The following is a 17,975-nucleotide window of genomic DNA, read 5'->3' on the forward strand; positions in this document are numbered from 1 at the left end:
AGATGGTTAAATGTATTTTGAAGACGAAATGACACCAAAAGAAAGGATGACTGCCTTTTCAAAGGGCGAGCCTATTGACAGATTACCTGTAGTGCCAGATATGGGGGTAACTATGGCATGGTATATAGGTAAAAAGACAAACGATTATTACACATCATCTGATGTAATTACAGAGACTGAAATCGCTCTATTCAATCGCTTTCACCATGACAATATCTGTGTGTCAACAACATTAAGAGGTATGGCTGAGGCCATGGGCTCAGTAATGAACTACCCTGATGACAATATCTCAAACTTAAGAGAGCCGGTTGTTAAGACAGAAGAAGATATCGATAAGCTTGAGCTTGTTGATCCATGGAAGGATGGTCATCTACACGTACTTCTTGAAGCGCTTGAAAAGATTAGAGACGAACTAGGCGATGTAGCAGACATAGGTGCATCGATGACTGCACCATTTACAGTAGCTGCATCAGTACTAGGCACTGAGAACATGCTTAGATGGATAGTTAAGAAGAAAGATGCTTTCCACAGACTTATGGATATAATCACAAGAAATAATACTGAGTACATCAAAGCACTTGGTAAGATTGGTTTTGGAACAGGTTTCTGCGACCCAGTATCATCGACATCCATGATTAGACCTGCTCAATACAGAGAGTTTTCTCTACCATACTTCAAGAGAAACGTTGAAGACGTGAAAAAATATTGCGGCGGAGCTCCAACTATACACATATGCGGCAAGAGCAAGGACATCTGGGAAGATGTTGTTAGTGCAGGTGTAGGCAACTTCTCTATAGATAACTGCGAAGACCTCGCTGAAGCAAAAGAAATCATGGGCGACAAGGTAGTTATCACAGGTAACGTGCCACCGGTTGATGCGATTTACTTAGGTAACGACGATATCATCAAAGAAGAAGTAAAGAAATGCGTATCAAAGGCGTGGGATTCACCAAGCGGCTTCATCCTATGCACTGGCTGTCAAATTCCAAAGAACAGCCCAATCGAAAACATCGATTCATTCATGAAGTGGGGCAGATACTACGGCAAGATGCCTATAGATACATCGAAGTTCAATTAGTATAATATTTTTTTATAAACTTACGAAAATAGTAATAAATTTTTTAATTAATGTGCGTGTAGCTAAGCTATATGCACATTTTTTATCTATAAATTCTATGAATACCCCATAGCCATGGCTATTTGCTTAAGTCTTACAAGTATTATATAATGAATGATGGTGAGAGCGTGAAAAAGATAGGAGACTTAAGAGTATACTCATGCACTGCGAGTAATGAAAAAGAGTATACAGATTTAAATTTGAATATTAATGAAGAAGACTTATTTACTGACGCTGATCTATATAGAGAAGTGGCTCAAAGAATGAGCCTTGGTTTTTATACAGTTTTTTATCCAATCGTAGGCACTATGGAAGGCGAATTAGCTGGCATGATGCTTGACAAAAACGCTAATCTTAGAAGATTCATCGAGCTAGACAGCATCGATGAACTATACAATTTAAAAGATTTTGATTTTAATTTGGAGCACTTTATTTGCCTTGAAAAAGCTATTGCAGGTGAGGAGGCTCCTATTTGTTTTAAATTAAACGGTCTTTTGTCATTTGTTTCACAAGTTATTGACATATCAAAGTTTTTATTAGCCTTTAGAAAGAAGCTTAATAAAGAAAAAATATATGTTTACTACAGAAGAAACGTTTTAGATCTATTACTAAAGCTTGATGAAGATAAGGTCAAGCTCATTAGTCTAGCCGATCCCATTTTAAGCGTTGAGACAGTTGGACCGAAGCTTGTTAAGGAAGTAGTTAATGATTTTTACTTCCCACTTATCAATGATATATTAGAGTTTACAAATTTTAAAGTGCATTTATGTCCGAAATTAGGCTTTGCCTTGTCGGACCTAGGACTATTTAATGAAATCAAAGTAGAGACAGATGAGATGAGCTATCAAGAAGCGCTGATAAATTCATCTTACAGACTCTTTACGAATAGATGTTTTATGATTCAAGGCAATGTGAAATTTATCACAGTATTAGGGGGGAACTATGAATAAGAAAGAAAGACTATTAAAGATACTTAATGGCGAAAAGGCTGATAGACCAGCTGTTATTTGCCCAGGCGGTATGATGAATCCATGTGTTACTGAACTTATAGAGAAGCATGGAATTGATTTTGCAAAAGCAAATTCAGAAGCAGAAGAGATGGCAAAGCTATCAAAACTTGTTGTTGAAGAGAATCTCTTTGAGAACTATGCTGTGCCATTCTGTATGAGTGTTGAATCAGAAATGCTTGGCGCTAAATGCGTCTACGGCACTAATGAAGAGGAAGCACACATCGTTGAGTACGCCATGGATAAGATCGATATAGATAAATTAAAAAGCGTTAAAGTTAAGTTTGATAGGGAAGAGGCTTTACTTGGCGCGATAAAATTACTTAAGAACGATGAGATACCTGTTATAGGCAACATCACAGGACCATTCTCAGTTGCGACAAGCGTTGTCGATGCAAAGGAAGTATACGTTGGTCTTAAGAAGAACAAAGAAGCTTTTGAAGCTTTTATGGATTATATTTCTGATCTGATAGCCGAGCTTGCGATAAAAGAAGTAGATGCAGGCGCTGACCTTATCGCTATTGCTGACCCAAGCGGTACGGCTGAGATACTTGGACCAAAGTACTTTGAAGAGTATCTAATTCATTATGTTAACTACATCATTGACAAGATTAAGGCACATAAGGACGTGCCTATCATCATACACATCTGCGGTGATATGAAGAGCGTTATAGATGTCGTTGAAAAAATACATGCAGATGCTTATTCATTTGATGCGATAGTTAACTTAAAGAACGCTAAAAAACACATACACAAACCTGTCATGGGCAATGTGTCAACTTATCTAATAGAAAATCAAAGACCAGAACAAATTTCAAAGGTCGCTAAAAATAGAGTCAAAGACGGCGTAGACATCATAGCTCCAGCTTGTGGGCTAGGCATGGGCTCACCACTTGACAATGTAAAAGCAATACTAAAGGGAGTAGAAGATGCCTAAGATTCACATATTAAGTGATGACAATATAATTACAGCGAATGAGGGGAAGATCCTTTTAGATGTATTAAGGGAGAACGGCTACTTTATTGAAGCGCCGTGCAATGGCATGGGCACTTGTAAAAAGTGTAAAGTTAAAATCATGGACGGAGCAAGTGAAGAGACGGTTCTTTCATGTGAGCACAAGATTATTTCTGATATAAGCGTTGAATTCTTCGACGAGGGCAAGGCAGAAAACCTTCTTACATCAGATATAGATACTTTTGATGCGAGTGATTCGGTGCTTACTATGAAGACTCATGTCTTTGAAGATAGTAGAGACACCGACACTTCATGGGAAGACGAGTACGAGAAAGTCTTTGGACAGATTTTCTTCAATGTTTTGAAAAATACAAATTTTTCAAAGGGCGAGAAGCATGCGATATATTTAAACGATGAAGTGATTGCTATACGCGACAAAGATGATGACAAGATATATGCCGCAGCTGTTGATATAGGCACTACAAGCGTTGCTATATCAGTTCTTGATATTACTCATGGCAAAGTCATTGAAAGAGCATCCTTTGTCAATCCACAAATAAGCTTCGGCCTTGACGTTTTATCAAGGATGAGTGCCGCCATCGACCTAAAGGAAAACCTTTATAAGATGCAAGAGCAAATCACAAAGGCCATAGAAGAAAACATATTAAAAATATTTAAAAAGTACAAGCTTGATATAGACAGCTTATATGAAATCGTCTTCTCAGCTAATTCAGTTATGATGCATATACTTATGGGAGTCGACCCGACCAGTCTTGGCATAGCACCATACAAGATAGTCAGCTACTTTAACTTTGAGATAGATGCAAAAGAGATAGGTACGAAGCTTGGTAAATACACTAAAGCCTTTACTATACCATCGATCTCATCATATGTTGGCGCTGACATACTTAGCGGCGTTAATCATATCGATATAGAGAAGATTGATAAAAACATCATGTTTATAGACATAGGCACAAACACAGAGCTAGTGCTTAAGTATAAAGATAAGTACTACGCTAGTAGCTGCGCCGCTGGACCAGCGCTTGAAGGCATGAACATAGAGTTCGGTTCAAGAGCTGAGCTTGGCGCGATTGAAAATGTTTTCTTTGATCTTGATAGTGGGACTAAAAACATCGTCGTAATTGGTAAAGAAAAGGCAAAATCCATTTGCGGCTCGGGCGTTTTGGCCGTCATTCGTGAAGCCTTAAAGATAGGCCTCATCGACTACAGAGGTAGGCTTGTTAAATTAGAAGACCTTGCTGAAGATGACAAGCGAAGACCATTTTTAAAGGATATTGATGGCAAGACCGTTATCGATTTAGGCGAAGTATATATCACTAAAAAGGATATAAGAAACATTCAGCTATCGAAGAGCGCAATCATGTCAGGGATAGTTTTACTATTTAACAAGCTTGGCATGACGGCCGAGGAAGTGGATGATTTATACATCGCGGGTCAATTTGGCTATCACTTATCAAAGGACATGTTAGTAGATACGTATTTTATACCAAATATAGCGGAAGAAAAGATTTCTTATCTTAAAAATACATCGCTTGATGGCGCGATCAGCGTAGTATTATCAAAGAAGAAGAGGGAAAATCTTTTAAGTTTAAGCAAGAAGATAAAGTTTTTGGAGCTAAGTTATGATGAAAACTACCAAAAAGTCTTTATCGACTGCTCATATTTTAAATAGGAGGCAAATATGACAAGAGAAGAGTATTACAAAATTCTAGACGATTATGTCTATGAGTATGAAGATGAAAAAATTGCAAAGGTCGCTCAAGACTACCTTGATGAAGGTTATGATGCGCTTGATGCTATTGTTAATGGTTTAGTTCCCGGAATGAAAAGGGCGGGGGACGCTTTTCAAGAAGAGGAATATTTCGTAACAGACCTATTACTTTGTTCTGATGCGATGAACAATGCACTTGATGTATTAAGACCACACCTTGAAAGAAACGAGCTAGAACACAATCACACTATAGTCATAGGTGTTGTTGAAGGGGATACACACGACATTGGCAAAAACTTAGTTAAGACAATGTTCCAAACACAAGGTTTTGAAGTTATAGACTTAGGTAGAGACGTTGAAGTTAATAAATTTGTTGACGCAGCCGAAGAACATGGCGCAGAAATCATCTGCATGTCAACACTTATGACGACAACTATGAGAAATATGAGAAGGGTTGTTGAGATACTTGAAGACAGGGGCCTAAGAGATAAGTATAAAGTCATGATAGGCGGAGGACCTATCTCTCAATCGTTCGCGGACAAGATTGGCGCCGACAAATACACTATAGACGCTATCGAAGCCGTTAAAGCTGCTAAGGAGTTATTAAATATAAATTAAAAAGTAGGAGGAATTTTTGATGGACGAACAATCATCAATCAAACCTAATGGATGGGCACTGATACCCTTCATAGTATTTATAGGTTTTTTCTTATTATCAGGAATCATTTTAGACAAGATGGGTGTAGAAATGGCATTCTATCAAATACCATCACCTATCGCCGTACTTATTGGTACTATCGTTGCCTTTATAATGTTTAAGGGTTCGATAGACTCGAAATTTGATGTATTCGTTAAGGGCTGTGGCGATGACAACATCATCATCATGTGCTTAATCTACATCTTAGCTGGTGCATTCGCAACACTATCTAAAGCATCTGGCGCTGTTGACTCAGTTGTAAACTTAGGTCTAAGCATAATACCAGTTCAATTCATAACAGCAGGTTTATTCATAATCGCTTGCTTCTTAGCAATTGCAACAGGTACTTCAGTTGGAACTATAGTTACAGTTGGTCCTATCGCTGTAGGTATCGCTCAAAAAGCAGGCCTACCAGTAGCTTTAGTTTTAGGTGCACTAGTAGGTGGATCTATGTTTGGTGATAACTTATCTATTATTTCTGATACAACTATCGCCGCAACTAGAACACAAAACGTTAACATGAAAGATAAGTTTAGAGCAAACTTCAAAGTAGCATTACCAGCTGCAATCGTTACAATTATTATTTTATTAATAGTTGGTAAAACAAGTGGACCAGTTCATTTTGATGACTTAAGCTACAATTTTGTACTAATCTTACCTTATCTATTCGTTTTAATAGCTGCTCTATGTGGCGTTAACGTATTCGTTGTATTAACACTAGGTATCGTTTTTGCAGGTGGCGTTGGTATGGCGACTGGTTCATACAATGGACTTGAACTTTGCCAAAACATTTTTGCGGGCTTCTCAGGACAATTTGAAATTTTCTTACTTTCAATGTTAACTGGTGGTCTTGCTGCCATGGTTAGAGCAAACGGCGGTATTGAATGGCTAGTACTTAGAATATCTAGAATGGCTAAGGGTAAAAACTCAGCAGAACTATCTACTGCATTATTAACAATGATCTCAAACGCTGCTCTTGCTAACAATACTGTATCGATTATCATCTGCGGTCCTATCGCTAAGAGAATTTCTAATAAATTCAAAGTTGACCCTAGAAGAACAGCATCACTTCTTGATATGTTCAGCTGTATAACTCAAGGTCTTATCCCTTATGGCGCACAAATACTTATCGCTTCAGGCTTTACTGAAGGAGCAGTATCACCAGTTGAGTTAGTTCCATACATCTGGTACCCAATGATACTATTAGTATTCGCAGTACTTTCAATCTTTGTTAGATACGCTGACCTTAAGACTGGATGGAACTTCGAACTTGACAAGCCAGAAGAAGCAAAGTAAAATATAGACATAATAACCTAAAGAGAGGAAGAATATCGTGATAAACATTAGAAAAGAATTACCTGAAATTTTTGATGAATTTAAAGATAAGAGAAGAGAATCATTTTTAAAAGTTAAAGAGATTAAGGATAAAAACATACCAGTCATAGGCATATTCTGCACATTTTTCCCGCAAGAGATTGCTCTTGCAGCAGGTGCGACATCTGTATCACTTTGTTCGACATCTGATGAAACTATCAAAGATGCTGAAAAAGATCTACCGACAAACCTTTGCCCACTTATCAAGGCAAGCTATGGCTTTGCTATTACAGATAAGTGTCCCTTCTTCTATTTCTCAGACCTTATAGTTGGAGAAACGACTTGCGATGGCAAGAAGAAGATGTATGAGTACTTAGGCGAGTTTAAAAACGTTTATGTAATGGAGCTACCACAAAAGAGATCCGAAGAGAGCCTTAAGTTGTGGACGGCTGAAATAAAAAAACTTGCTGACTACGTATCAAAAGAGTTTGGTGTAGAGATAACAGAAGAAAAACTTAGAGAAGCAACTGTAATCAAAAATGCTGAGAGAAGTGCTGTTAAAGACTTTTATGGCATAATGAAAGCCGATGAACTTCCTATCATGGGTTTAGACTTGTGGCACGTCTTAAATGGAGTGCAATTTGAATTCGACAAGAAGGCAGTGGCTGATGAACTAAAAAAGCTTAAGGAAAAAGTCCTAAGTGAGAACAAGCGCATCACTGGCAAAAAGAGGATACTTATAACAGGCTGCCCAATAGGTGGAGCGACTGAAAAAGTTATCGAAGCTGTTGAAAATAACGGTGGAATTGTAGTTGCTTATGAAAATTGTGGGGGAGCTAAGGCGATAGATGAAAACGTTGACTTAGAGAACCCAGACATATATGATGCACTTGCTAAGAAGTATCTAAATATTGGCTGCGCATGCATTAGCCCTAACACACCAAGACTAAATCTATTATCAAGAATGATAGAGGACTACAAAGTAGATGGTGTAGTGGATATGCAGCTTCAAGCGTGTACGCCATTCCAAGTAGAAACAAAGACCATAAGAGACTTTGTCACAAAAGAAAAGAAAACTCCTTATATCCAAGTAGAAACTGATTATTCAAAATCAGACTTGGGCCAATTAAACACAAGAATCGAAGCGTTCTTAGAAATGCTATAGATAAAAGATAAGGCTCTCATTATGAGGGCCTTTCGCTTATACATAAGAGCCATCGATAAGGCTCTATACAAAGAAAGAGTCGAGCAATATCGCTTGACTCTTTTGATATGTAATCCCATTATGTGCCGTTTTTCATAAGTAATTTATCCCCGCATATACGAGGTGGGTCCGTTGTCTACAATATCTAATGTCCACTTAAGGCATATTATCAGTTGTAAAACGTCACAGTCCCATATTATTATTGTCGGTTAAATTAATATGAAAAGCGGTCACTACAGGATATCTTAACTATATTATATAGCAAACGCATTTAAAATGCAAGGAAATTAGATAATTTTTTTAGAAAAATTTATTATATCAGCGTGGTCACTCACTTCATAATGCCTTTCCTCATTAGTCCTCGGGTCATTAAAGCTTATTTTAAAGGAGTGAAGCAATTGTCTATCTACATCGTCATAAGTCTTGTCATTATATAGCGTGTCGCCAACTATAGGAAAGCCTAAGTAAGCTAGGTGCAGCCTTATCTGATGTGTCCTACCAGTAATGAGCTCCGCTTCGGCTATGGAGTATTTTTCGCTGCTTATAACTTTCTTGAATATGGTTTTAGCGTAATCACCATCGCCATCGTCACAGATCATCTTCTTAATGTGATCATTCTCATCGGTCTTGATATTTTTCTCAACAACTATCTCATCATAAGGAAAAGATCCATCAACTACCGCGTGATACTTCTTTCTGAAGCTGCCATCTTCCATCTGCTGCATTAGACTATAATGGGCAAATGGATTTTTAGCGACCACCATCAGTCCCGTCGTGTTCATGTCAAGCCTATTAACAAGGCGGACGCGCCTCTTAAGACCACGCGACTGAAATAAATTGATCAGGGCATTGTAAAGGGTACTCCCTTGATTGTTCTTCGTCTCATGAACGAGGATGTTTTTTTCTTTGTTGATGACAATGTAGTCAATGGTCTCGTCAACTATATCGATATCGCTGCTAAAGTCATCAGCTTGAGTCTCTTCTTCGGGCATATGTATCCTTAAGACCTCGCCCTTAATGATCGGCAGGTCCTTGCGACGAAATTCTTCATTTACATATATATCTTTATTTAAGTAGCTTCGTCTAAAAAGTCTTTTTGATATTTTGAATTCATCTATCATTTCACTCATCTTATCATAAGATCTCTTAGCGACAAAGCTTACATTGTATTCATCGTTAATCACTTTATCACCTAAATAAATTATAATATATTTTTCTAGCTTTTACAAGTAGATGGCTTAAGTCATTGAAAAATTACTCTATTTGTTGTATAATTAATAATTATAAGAGGTGAAGAAATGAGTGAGAGAATTATAAATATACTCGCAAAGGATGACGAGCTTAGCAAAAAGATCTTGCTAGAGCTTGAAGAAAAGCTTGATGCACGCGGCTTTCTTACTACGAGAGACTTTAGTAATGAGGCTGAACTTTCCATCGTTATAGGCGGAGACGGATCCTTCTTAAGAAGCGTTCACGAAAATGATTTTCCCGAAGTGCCTTTTGTTGGCTTCAATACAGGTCACTTAGGTTTCTTTCAAGAGCTTTCTATTGATGACGTCGATAAATTTGTCGAAAATTATATAAAGAGTGAGTTTAAACAAGAGTCACTACACTTAATCGAGACAAGCGTTCACTACGAAGGCGGCGAGTCAAAACTATATTCAGTTAATGAGATGGTTGTTAAAGCAAACAAATCAAAGGCCGTTGAACTCGATGTATTTATTAATTCTGATTACTTGGAAAGATTTTTTGGCGACGGGCTTATAGTCTCAACACCAGCTGGCAGCACTGCATATAACTACTCAGTTAGAGGTAGCGTAGTGCATCCAAAGCTTGAGTGCATACAAATGACTCCGCTCGCACCCATTAACTCAAAAGCTTTTAGGTCCTTACAAAACTCAATCATCGTTCCACCAAACTTTATTATAAGATTTGAGCCAAAGAAGAGATATGAAGGAGAGATCATACTTCTTAACGATGGCGAAGAACGTATCTTCAAAAACGTCACTAGCGTAGAGATAAACCTAAGCTACAAGAAGATATATAGGATAGTATTTTCGAAGAATATTTACTGGAACAATCTAAAAGATAAATTTTTATAGGAGGCATAGATGTACGATTTTCATTTGCATTCAAATTTTTCAGTTGACTGCAAGGTCCCGCCGGAGGACATGGTCAAAGAGGCTATAAAGATGGGTTTGAAAGCTATATGCTTTACTGATCACATAGACCTTTCACTTGACCAAGACAAAAGTAAAAACGTCCTTTTTAATATTGAGGACTATATAAAAGAGATAAACAAATTAAAATACACATATATTAATGAGATAGAAGTCTTAAAAGGAGCTGAGTTTGGTCTTCAACTTGGTTTAATTGATGAATATGATGAGCTAAGCAAAAACCCTTTTGATTTCATATTATGCTCAATTCACAGCATCGATGGCGAAAGGATTTTCTCTAGAGAGAAGAGCTTTGAAAGTGATTACGAAAGAGGTCAAGTGCGCTACTATACAGAGCTATTAGAAGTAGTGAAACGCTTTGACAGCTTCGACTCAGTCGCACACATAGACTTTATCGACAGATATTACAAATTCAAAGACATCGACTATGAATTTTCTGATGCGGCTAAGGAGCTTGTTTATGAGATACTAAAAGTCCTAGTAGATAAGGGCAAGGCGCTTGAGATAAATACAGCTGCACTTCGCTATGATATGAAGAGCTTTCATCCGCAAGACGAGATACTTGATATGTATAAGTCCTTAGGAGGCGAGCTAGTCACAGTTGGTTCAGACGCTCACTACGCTGAAGACCTTGCTTATGGCATAAAGGACGCAGAAAAGTATCTTAAGGAAAAAGGCTTTAAGTACTTGTATATTTATAAGAAGAGAAGGCCATATCCAATACATTTGTAATAATTAATAAAAAACATTTAATCACTCCTTGATTATTTTGTCAAGGAGTGATACAATATTTAGGAACACGAAAGATTTACAAAGGAGGGGGCACTATGTTTAAATCTTTAAAACCTCTTTTAAAATATTTCAGAAAGTACAAAGTGCAGTATATCTTAGGTATATTTTTCCTGCTGTTCATAGACGTTGTTCAGCTATATATACCACAAATACTTAAGTACTTCGCAAACGACTATCAAAGGGGAGTTCTAACTATGGCTTCGGCGACTAAGTATGCTATACTAACCATAGTAACTGGACTGATGGTTGCTGTTGCGAGATATTTTTGGAGAAACTTTATTATTGGTAACTCGATGAGAGTTGATTATGATTTGAGAAAGGATTTCTTTTGGAAATTGACAAGTCTTTCTCAAAATTTTTTTAATACGCACAAAACAGGTGACTTAATGAGTCTTGCAACTAACGACATCAACGCTGTTAGGATGACTCTGGGTCAAGGCATCATCATGTTCATTGACTCAACATTCTTACTTATACTAAACCTTGTTATGATGATAAAAACAACAAATGTTTTGTTTGCATCAAAAGTTTTATTCACTATACCACTAATTATACTCATAGTAATGAGGTTTGGTGGTGTTATTCATTCACGCTTCAAAGCTGTTCAAGCACAATATGGTACTATCACTGACAGAGCTCAAGAAAACTTCTCAGGGATCAGAATCATAAAAGCCTTTGGACAAGAGGAAGAGAATGCAAAATTATTCAGAGAAGAAAATCAAAATTATTATGATAAAAATATTGAATTAGCAAAATTACAAAGCTTTTTCAATCCATTCATTCATGTACTAAGCAATATTAGTTATATGCTACTTTTATTCTTCGGAGCAAAAGAAGTTATGGCGGGCACTATGCTTCTAGGTGACTTTATTGCATTCAATGCTTACTTAGGACTTATGATGTGGCCAGCAAGAGCACTTGGCATGGTTATAGTCTTCATGCAAAGAGGTGCTGCGTCCATGGATAGGCTGACAAATATATTCAGGACAGAGCCAGAAATTGTCGACAGAGAAGGAGCTATCGAGCTAGACGAAATAAAAGGCAATATTGAATTTAAAAACGTTTCATTTAAATATGCACCTGAGCTGCCATATGCACTTAAAGACATAAGCTTTAAGATAGAGCCAGGTAAGACACTTGCCATACTAGGCAGAACTGGTAGCGGCAAGTCGAGTATAGTTAATGTACTTCTTAGACTTTATGATATAAATGAGGGCGAGATACTTGTTGATGGTCATGACGTTAAGGACGTAACACTTAATTCTTTAAGAGAAAATATCTCTTATGTGCCGCAAGATGACTTTTTATTCTCAAAAACTGTTAAGGAAAATATTGAGTTTCACTACGAGCATAAGCTTGATGACGAGATGATAGAAAAGTACGCGAAGATAGCTGGAGTCTACGACGACATTATAGAGTTTAAAGATGGTTTTGACACTATATTAGGCGAAAGAGGCGTAACGCTATCTGGCGGACAAAAGCAAAGAGTATCGATTGCGAGAGCCTTGGCAAAGGAAAAGAACGTTTTAATCATGGACGACTCTCTATCTGCTGTAGATACACAAACTGAAGAAGAGATACTAAAAAATCTTAACACAGACGAAGCGGATGTTTCAAAAATCATTATTTCACATAGAGTTTCGACTATAAAAGATGCTGATGAAATACTATTTATTGAGGACGGAGCCATAGTTGAGAGAGGCACACACGATGAGCTTGTTTCACTTGGCGGCAGATACAATAAATTATATGAAGATCAATTACTAGAGCAAAAGATAAATAGAGGTGATGAGTAATGGAAAGAAACATAGACGATATTAATTATCAAGGCAAAAACTCTAAAAACACCTTTAGAAGGATGCTCTCATATGCAAGGCCATATACATTCCAGCTTATATTAACCTTCCTAATGATAGTCGCGTTAACAGGATTAGCGCTTGTAAGCCCTTATCTAATCAAGGTTGCCATAGATGAGCACATACAAGTCGAAAACATCAAGATGTATGAGTACCCAGCGGCTAATGAACACACTTTGAGTATCAAATATACTAAGGATAATATGAAAGATGGCATAGACTACTTCATTAGAGAAACTGATCTTAGTAAGGAAGAAAAAGCTCAATACGAAGACAAAGGAGCCTATCACCTAAAAGAAGAAGATGGCAGAGCTTACCTTTATAAATCAGGTGACGAGACAAAGAGCCCTGTCTATGAAGTGCCAATGTCTGAGTATAAGGCATATAGAGACAAAGACTTTAAAGCCATAAACAAATTAAGCTTATACTTTTTACTAACAATAATATTAACTTTTGTTCTTGACTATTTACAAACGATGTCCATCACTATAGCATCGCAAAAGATGATTTATAGCATGAGAACTGAAGTTTATGACCATATCATATCAAGGTCTCTAAGCTTTTTCGATAGAAATGCAATAGGCAGACTAACCACAAGGCTAACTAATGATATTGAAGCAATCAGCGAAATGTATTCAGACGTTATGATAACACTGTTTAAAGACATCTTCATGCTTGCGGGCATCATGATTTTTATGCTGTCTATGGACTTAAAGCTAAGCTTACTAAGCTTTATTACGCTGCCATTTATATTTGCGATTTCAATATTCTTTAGAGGCAAGATTAGAAAGATACTTGCACTATCGAGAAAGAAATTATCGCTAATAAACTCAAAACTTAGTGAAAACATCTCTGGCATGAGGCTAATCCATATCTTTGGTAAAGAAAATAAAATTAATAGAGAGTTTGATGAAGCAAATGCTGACTATAGAAACACTATGCTTAGAAGGGTAAAGATATTCTCAATATATAGACCATCGATAGACATCATTAGAAACGTAGCCATTGCGAGCCTTATCTACTTCGGCGCGAAAGAAGTTTTGAATGAGACCATGTATTTTGGTATGCTATACCTTTTCATTGATTATTTAAAGAAATTCTTTATGCCAATCATGGACCTTACTGAAAAGTATAACATCACTCAGTCGGCTATGGTTTCAGCTGAGAGGGTCTTTGCGATACTTGATGATGATAGCGAAATTAAAAATCCTGAAAATCCACTTCCATTTGATGACATTCAAGGTGAAATCGAGTTTAGAAACGTTAGCTTCAGCTATATTGAAGGCGAGCCAGTTCTTAAAAACATCTCATTTAAGATTAAGAAAGGCGAATCGGTTGCCCTTGTTGGACCAACTGGTTCGGGTAAGACGTCTATCATATCACTATTAACAAGATTCTATGAGATAGATGAAGGTGAGATACTAATCGACGGCATAAACATAAACGATGTTAGAAAAGAAGATCTAAGGAAGAACATTGGAGTCGTTCTTCAAGACGTATTTTTATTCTCGGGAACTATAAGAGACAATATCAAGCTGAATAAAGATATATCTGACGAAGAGATTATTAAAATATCGAAGTATGTAAACGCTGATTCATTTATACAAAAACTACCAAGCAAATACGATGAACCCGTTATGGAGAGGGCATCGACACTATCATCAGGCCAAAGGCAGCTATTAAGTTTTGCAAGAACACTTGTTTATGAACCGAAGATACTTGTACTTGACGAGGCAACAGCAAACATTGATACAGAGACGGAGCTATTAATTCAAGACGCAGTGAAGAAACTTATCAAGGGAAGAACGTCTATCGCCATAGCGCATAGGCTGTCAACTATACAACACGTTGATAAGATACTAGTTATTAAGAACGGTACAATCAGAGAGGAGGGTACACATCAAGAGCTTCTTGATAAGAAGGGTCTTTACTACGACTTATATAGACTTCAATATGACAAATAATATATAAGGATATATATAGAAGAAAAACTAATTTATTGAGATTAGTTTCAGACTGTTGACAAAGTAGGCGTATTTTTATAAAAATACGCCTACTTTTTTACTTGAAAACCTCTTAAAATACACATCTATTGGGTATATATAATACATAGAAGGTGATAAAATGTTACATAAAAATAGTAAATCAAAAACAGATCAAGCACAAATAATTTCAGTTGAAGAATTAGTTCCACAAGAACACATACTAAGAAAGATCAATAAGTATATAGACTTTGACTTTATCTATGATTTAGTAGAAGATAAATACTCATTAGATAACGGAAGACCAAGCATAGATCCAGTAGTGCTAATGAAGATAATATTCATACAATACCTATTCAACATAAGAAGCATAAGGCAAACAATAAAAGAGATAGAAGTAAACATTGCATACAGATGGTTTTTAGGATATGACTTCTACGACAAGATTCCACACTTTACAACATTCAGCCAAAACTATAGAAGAAGATTCAAAGATACAGACATATTTGAAAACATCTTCCAAAACATATTAAACCAAGCACTAGAACAAGGTTTTGTGGATGAGAAGATTCAATTCGTAGACTCAACACATGTTAAAGCACATGCAAACAGACATAAAAACAAAAAAGTAACAATAGAGAAAAAAGCAAGAAGATATCAAGCACAGCTAGACAAAGAAATAGCACAAGAAAGAGAAGAAAACGGAAAAAAGCCCTTAAAAGAGAAAGAAGATAAAGAGAGGCAAACGATAGTTCAGTCAACAACAGATCCAGAAAGCGGCCTCTTTCACAAAGGAGAACATAAAGAAGTATTCGCCTATTGCGTAGAAACATCATGCGATAAAAACGGCTGGATACTAGCATACAAATCATTTCCAGGAAATTTACATGACAGCACAACATTTTTACCATTCTATGAAGAAAAACTAAAAAAGATGAAACCCCAAAAGATAGTTATGGATGCAGGTTACAAAATACCAGCCATAGCAAAAACATTAATAGACGATAAAATACTCCCAGTATTTCCATATACAAGACAAAAGAGAAACTTACAAATAGAAAATCCATACTACAAAAGAGACTACATATACGACGAATATTATGACTGCTACATATGTCCACAAGGAAAACTTTTAAATTACAAAACTACAGATAGAGAAGGATACAGACAGTATAAAAGTGATATAAACGACTGCAAGAACTGTCCTAACATAGATAGATGCACACATAGTAAAAACAAACAAAAAGTAATAACAAGACATATATGGCAAGACTACCTTGACATAACAGAAGAATATAGATATACAAATCAAGGCAAGAAAGAATACGCAAGAAGAAAAGAAACAATAGAAAGACAATTTGGAAGCGCAAAAGAGTATCATAGTTTTAGATATACAAACATGAAGGGCAAAGCTAAGATGGATATGAAAGCTGCGCTTACTTTTGCATGCTTAAATATGAAAAAACTAGCACTAATGATGTATAGGATGGATCCAAATAAGGAGGTATTTACTCGTTTATTTGCAAAAATACATAAAAAATTTGATTTTTTACTAAATTTAATAAAAATAAGCAAACCCAGGAAAAAATTCCTGGGTTTGTCTTCACTCTGAAACTAATTTATTGAGATTAGTTTTTCTTTTTTTATATTTATGTTTTATTACTTCACTTAGTGGGTATATAATTAATAGCAAAATAAAAAAAGGAGTGATATTATGGGATTATTTGATTTCATATCAGCAAAAGCTAGAGAAGAAGAAAGAAAAGAAAGAATGAAGAACGCTGGCAACATTGCCATGGGTACTTTATTAGGATTAGCAGCAGGTGCTGCAGCAAGCTATCTATTCGCACCAAGAAGCGGTGAAGAAACTAGAGAAATGATAGCTAAGAAGAGCAAAGAAACTTATAACGACATGAAAGACGGAATAGCAACTGCAACTCAAAGAGCTAAAGAATTAGGACAAAGTGCTATGGAAAAGGCTAAAGAATTTAAGGATGAAGCAGCACAAAGAGCTGAAGAACTTAAAGAAGAAGCAGAGGACAAAGCAAAAGAACTAAAAGACAAGGCTGAAGATAAAGCTATCGATGCTAAAAAAGAAGTAGAAAAGAAAGCTAATGACGTTAAAAAGGATGTAGAAAAAGAAGTAGAAAAGGCTAAGAAATAGGTGATAAGATGGGCATAGATTTTGATAAAATCAAAGACGAAGCAGCTAAAAAAGCTAACGAACTAAAAGAAGAAGCAGCTAAAAAAGCTGATGAATTAGAACGCGAAGCAAACAAAAAGATTGACGAAGCAAAAGACGCTGCTGAAAAGACAAAAGACGAAGCAGTTAAAAAGGCTAATGAAATTAAAGAGGACGTAGAAAACGCAGTTAAGAATATCGGAAAATAGGTGATTTAATGGACGCAAAATATATTTTACAATGTGTGCTTATAGTATTTGGTATCGCAGCACTAGGTTCATTAGCTTATCTATTCATTAAGATCGCTTCAACTATTAGCACTATGAAGAGCATGATGGAAGAAAACAGACTTAACATCGGCCAAACAGTAGCTAAATTACCTGAAGTGATGAACAATGTCAATGGTATTACAAATAATGTAAACGGACTAGTTGATGACATTAGACCAGATATCAAAGAGATGACAGTCGAAGCCAAAGGCCTAGTTAGAGACCTTGGTCCAAACATTAAGAGCGTTACAGATGATGTAAGCACTTTAGTTACAGAATTAAGACCTAATATATCAGGCATAATGAGTAACATAAACGGTGTTACATCAGATGTTTCTAAACTTACTAATACAGCTATGGGTATTACCAATAGCGCGGTAAACACTGTTAACAAAATCACATCACAAGTTTCAAGTACAGCAAACAATGCCTACTCAGCTGTCAATGGCATTATAGGCAATGTAAAAGATTCCATCTACGAAAAGAAGATGAAATCTAAAAGTGTAGCTGAAAATATTATTTCCAAAGTAGTGGACATATTTAAAAGAAGCTAATATATTTATAAAGGCTCTATGTCAAATATTGGGGAGACTTATTGATTTAAGTCTCTCTTTTTATGTTAAAACTAACATTTGCACGTTTTTAATTTATATACTTAAAATAACACAAATTTATGTAATTTTTGCAT

General features: G+C 36.2%; 15 protein-coding genes, 1 other RNA gene and 1 pseudogene. 15 read left to right on the top strand and 2 right to left on the bottom strand.

All coding sequences use genetic code 11. From position 1 onward, the window contains the following. Positions 1-10 precede the first annotated feature (10 nt). The 7 genes from BN3004_RS04760 (at position 11) to BN3004_RS04790 (ending at position 7,987) form a co-directional block, all read left to right on the top strand. Entirely contained in the window at positions 11-1,078 is a 1,068-nt protein-coding gene (locus BN3004_RS04760) for a uroporphyrinogen decarboxylase family protein (protein WP_082244090.1), read from the top strand. 167 nt (positions 1,079-1,245) lie between these two features. Then, positions 1,246-2,067 carry a hypothetical protein gene (locus BN3004_RS04765; RefSeq protein WP_058260073.1) on the top strand — a complete coding sequence of 274 codons (822 nt, stop codon included), beginning with the start codon at positions 1,246-1,248 and terminating at the stop codon, positions 2,065-2,067. After that, positions 2,060-3,061, top strand: coding sequence for a uroporphyrinogen decarboxylase family protein (locus tag BN3004_RS04770; RefSeq protein ID WP_058260074.1), 1,002 nt, complete (start codon positions 2,060-2,062; stop codon positions 3,059-3,061). Before BN3004_RS04765 ends, BN3004_RS04770 begins: the two co-directional genes overlap by 8 nt. Beyond that, complete coding sequence (locus BN3004_RS04775; protein ID WP_058260075.1) at positions 3,054-4,772, top strand: ASKHA domain-containing protein; 1,719 nt, start codon at positions 3,054-3,056, stop codon at positions 4,770-4,772. The genes BN3004_RS04770 and BN3004_RS04775 overlap by 8 nt, the downstream gene beginning before the upstream one ends. Before the next feature lie 9 nt (positions 4,773-4,781). Continuing rightward, positions 4,782-5,429: a corrinoid protein gene (locus tag BN3004_RS04780; protein ID WP_058260076.1), complete on the top strand. Its 648-nt coding sequence runs from the start codon at positions 4,782-4,784 to the stop codon at positions 5,427-5,429. A gap of 19 nt (positions 5,430-5,448) precedes the next feature. Beyond that, positions 5,449-6,804, top strand: a complete 1,356-nt coding sequence (locus BN3004_RS04785) for a Na+/H+ antiporter NhaC family protein (protein ID WP_058260077.1) — start codon at positions 5,449-5,451, stop codon at positions 6,802-6,804. Between the two features lie 40 nt (positions 6,805-6,844). Next, on the top strand, positions 6,845-7,987 hold the full coding sequence (locus tag BN3004_RS04790; RefSeq protein ID WP_196792506.1) for a double-cubane-cluster-containing anaerobic reductase: 1,143 nt from the start codon (positions 6,845-6,847) through the stop codon (positions 7,985-7,987). 108 nt (positions 7,988-8,095) lie between these two features. On the opposite strand, the gene ssrS is transcribed toward BN3004_RS04790, so the two are convergent. Both ssrS and BN3004_RS04795 read right to left on the bottom strand, forming a co-directional pair. After that, a non-coding RNA gene (ssrS, locus tag BN3004_RS08265) (6S RNA) lies at positions 8,096-8,271 on the bottom strand. Between the two features lie 42 nt (positions 8,272-8,313). After that, positions 8,314-9,210: an RluA family pseudouridine synthase gene (locus BN3004_RS04795; protein ID WP_058260079.1), complete on the bottom strand. Its 897-nt coding sequence runs from the start codon at positions 9,208-9,210 to the stop codon at positions 8,314-8,316. Between the two features lie 114 nt (positions 9,211-9,324). On the opposite strand from BN3004_RS04795, the gene BN3004_RS04800 reads away from it, so the two are divergent. The 8 genes and pseudogenes from BN3004_RS04800 to BN3004_RS04835 all read left to right on the top strand — a co-directional run bounded on the left by BN3004_RS04800 (position 9,325) and on the right by BN3004_RS04835 (position 17,841). Further along, positions 9,325-10,128: an NAD(+)/NADH kinase gene (locus BN3004_RS04800; RefSeq protein WP_058260080.1), complete on the top strand. Its 804-nt coding sequence runs from the start codon at positions 9,325-9,327 to the stop codon at positions 10,126-10,128. A 9-nt stretch (positions 10,129-10,137) separates the two neighbouring features. Continuing rightward, a complete protein-coding gene (locus BN3004_RS04805) occupies positions 10,138-10,938 on the top strand; it encodes a histidinol-phosphatase HisJ family protein (protein ID WP_058260081.1) in 801 nt (266 codons plus the stop codon). A gap of 95 nt (positions 10,939-11,033) precedes the next feature. After that, the gene (locus BN3004_RS04810) at positions 11,034-12,794 is read left to right on the top strand and encodes an ABC transporter ATP-binding protein (RefSeq protein WP_058260082.1); all 1,761 of its coding nucleotides are present in this window, start codon (positions 11,034-11,036) and stop codon (positions 12,792-12,794) included. Beyond that, positions 12,794-14,818: an ABC transporter ATP-binding protein gene (locus tag BN3004_RS04815; RefSeq protein WP_058260083.1), complete on the top strand. Its 2,025-nt coding sequence runs from the start codon at positions 12,794-12,796 to the stop codon at positions 14,816-14,818. Before BN3004_RS04810 ends, BN3004_RS04815 begins: the two co-directional genes overlap by 1 nt. Positions 14,819-14,978: 160 nt before the next feature. Next, positions 14,979-16,307, top strand: a pseudogene (locus BN3004_RS04820) (IS1182 family transposase); the annotation flags it as partial. Between the two features lie 243 nt (positions 16,308-16,550). Continuing rightward, positions 16,551-17,000 (top strand): YtxH domain-containing protein, encoded by a 450-nt coding sequence (locus BN3004_RS04825; RefSeq protein WP_058260084.1) that lies wholly within the window; start codon positions 16,551-16,553, stop codon positions 16,998-17,000. 8 nt (positions 17,001-17,008) lie between these two features. After that, positions 17,009-17,227, top strand: coding sequence for a hypothetical protein (locus BN3004_RS04830; RefSeq protein WP_058260085.1), 219 nt, complete (start codon positions 17,009-17,011; stop codon positions 17,225-17,227). 8 nt (positions 17,228-17,235) lie between these two features. After that, entirely contained in the window at positions 17,236-17,841 is a 606-nt protein-coding gene (locus tag BN3004_RS04835; protein WP_058260086.1) for a hypothetical protein, read from the top strand. Positions 17,842-17,975 lie beyond the last annotated feature (134 nt).

This window comes from Fenollaria timonensis, assembly GCF_001457835.1.
Taxonomy (GTDB): Bacteria; Bacillota; Clostridia; order Tissierellales; family Peptoniphilaceae; genus Fenollaria; species Fenollaria timonensis.

Excerpts from the sequence above, each read along its gene's own strand:
- BN3004_RS04760 (WP_082244090.1), top strand. The coding sequence starts at position 11 with ATGTATTTTGAAGACGAAATGACACCAAAAGAAAGGATGACTGCCTTT.
- BN3004_RS04770 (WP_058260074.1), top strand. The coding sequence starts at position 2,060 with ATGAATAAGAAAGAAAGACTATTAAAGATACTTAATGGCGAAAAGGCT.
- BN3004_RS04775 (WP_058260075.1), top strand. The coding sequence starts at position 3,054 with ATGCCTAAGATTCACATATTAAGTGATGACAATATAATTACAGCGAAT.
- BN3004_RS04780 (WP_058260076.1), top strand. The coding sequence starts at position 4,782 with ATGACAAGAGAAGAGTATTACAAAATTCTAGACGATTATGTCTATGAG.
- BN3004_RS04785 (WP_058260077.1), top strand. The coding sequence starts at position 5,449 with ATGGACGAACAATCATCAATCAAACCTAATGGATGGGCACTGATACCC.
- BN3004_RS04800 (WP_058260080.1), top strand. The coding sequence starts at position 9,325 with ATGAGTGAGAGAATTATAAATATACTCGCAAAGGATGACGAGCTTAGC.
- BN3004_RS04805 (WP_058260081.1), top strand. The coding sequence starts at position 10,138 with ATGTACGATTTTCATTTGCATTCAAATTTTTCAGTTGACTGCAAGGTC.
- BN3004_RS04810 (WP_058260082.1), top strand. The coding sequence starts at position 11,034 with ATGTTTAAATCTTTAAAACCTCTTTTAAAATATTTCAGAAAGTACAAA.
- BN3004_RS04815 (WP_058260083.1), top strand. The coding sequence starts at position 12,794 with ATGGAAAGAAACATAGACGATATTAATTATCAAGGCAAAAACTCTAAA.
- BN3004_RS04825 (WP_058260084.1), top strand. The coding sequence starts at position 16,551 with ATGGGATTATTTGATTTCATATCAGCAAAAGCTAGAGAAGAAGAAAGA.
- BN3004_RS04830 (WP_058260085.1), top strand. The coding sequence starts at position 17,009 with ATGGGCATAGATTTTGATAAAATCAAAGACGAAGCAGCTAAAAAAGCT.
- BN3004_RS04835 (WP_058260086.1), top strand. The coding sequence starts at position 17,236 with ATGGACGCAAAATATATTTTACAATGTGTGCTTATAGTATTTGGTATC.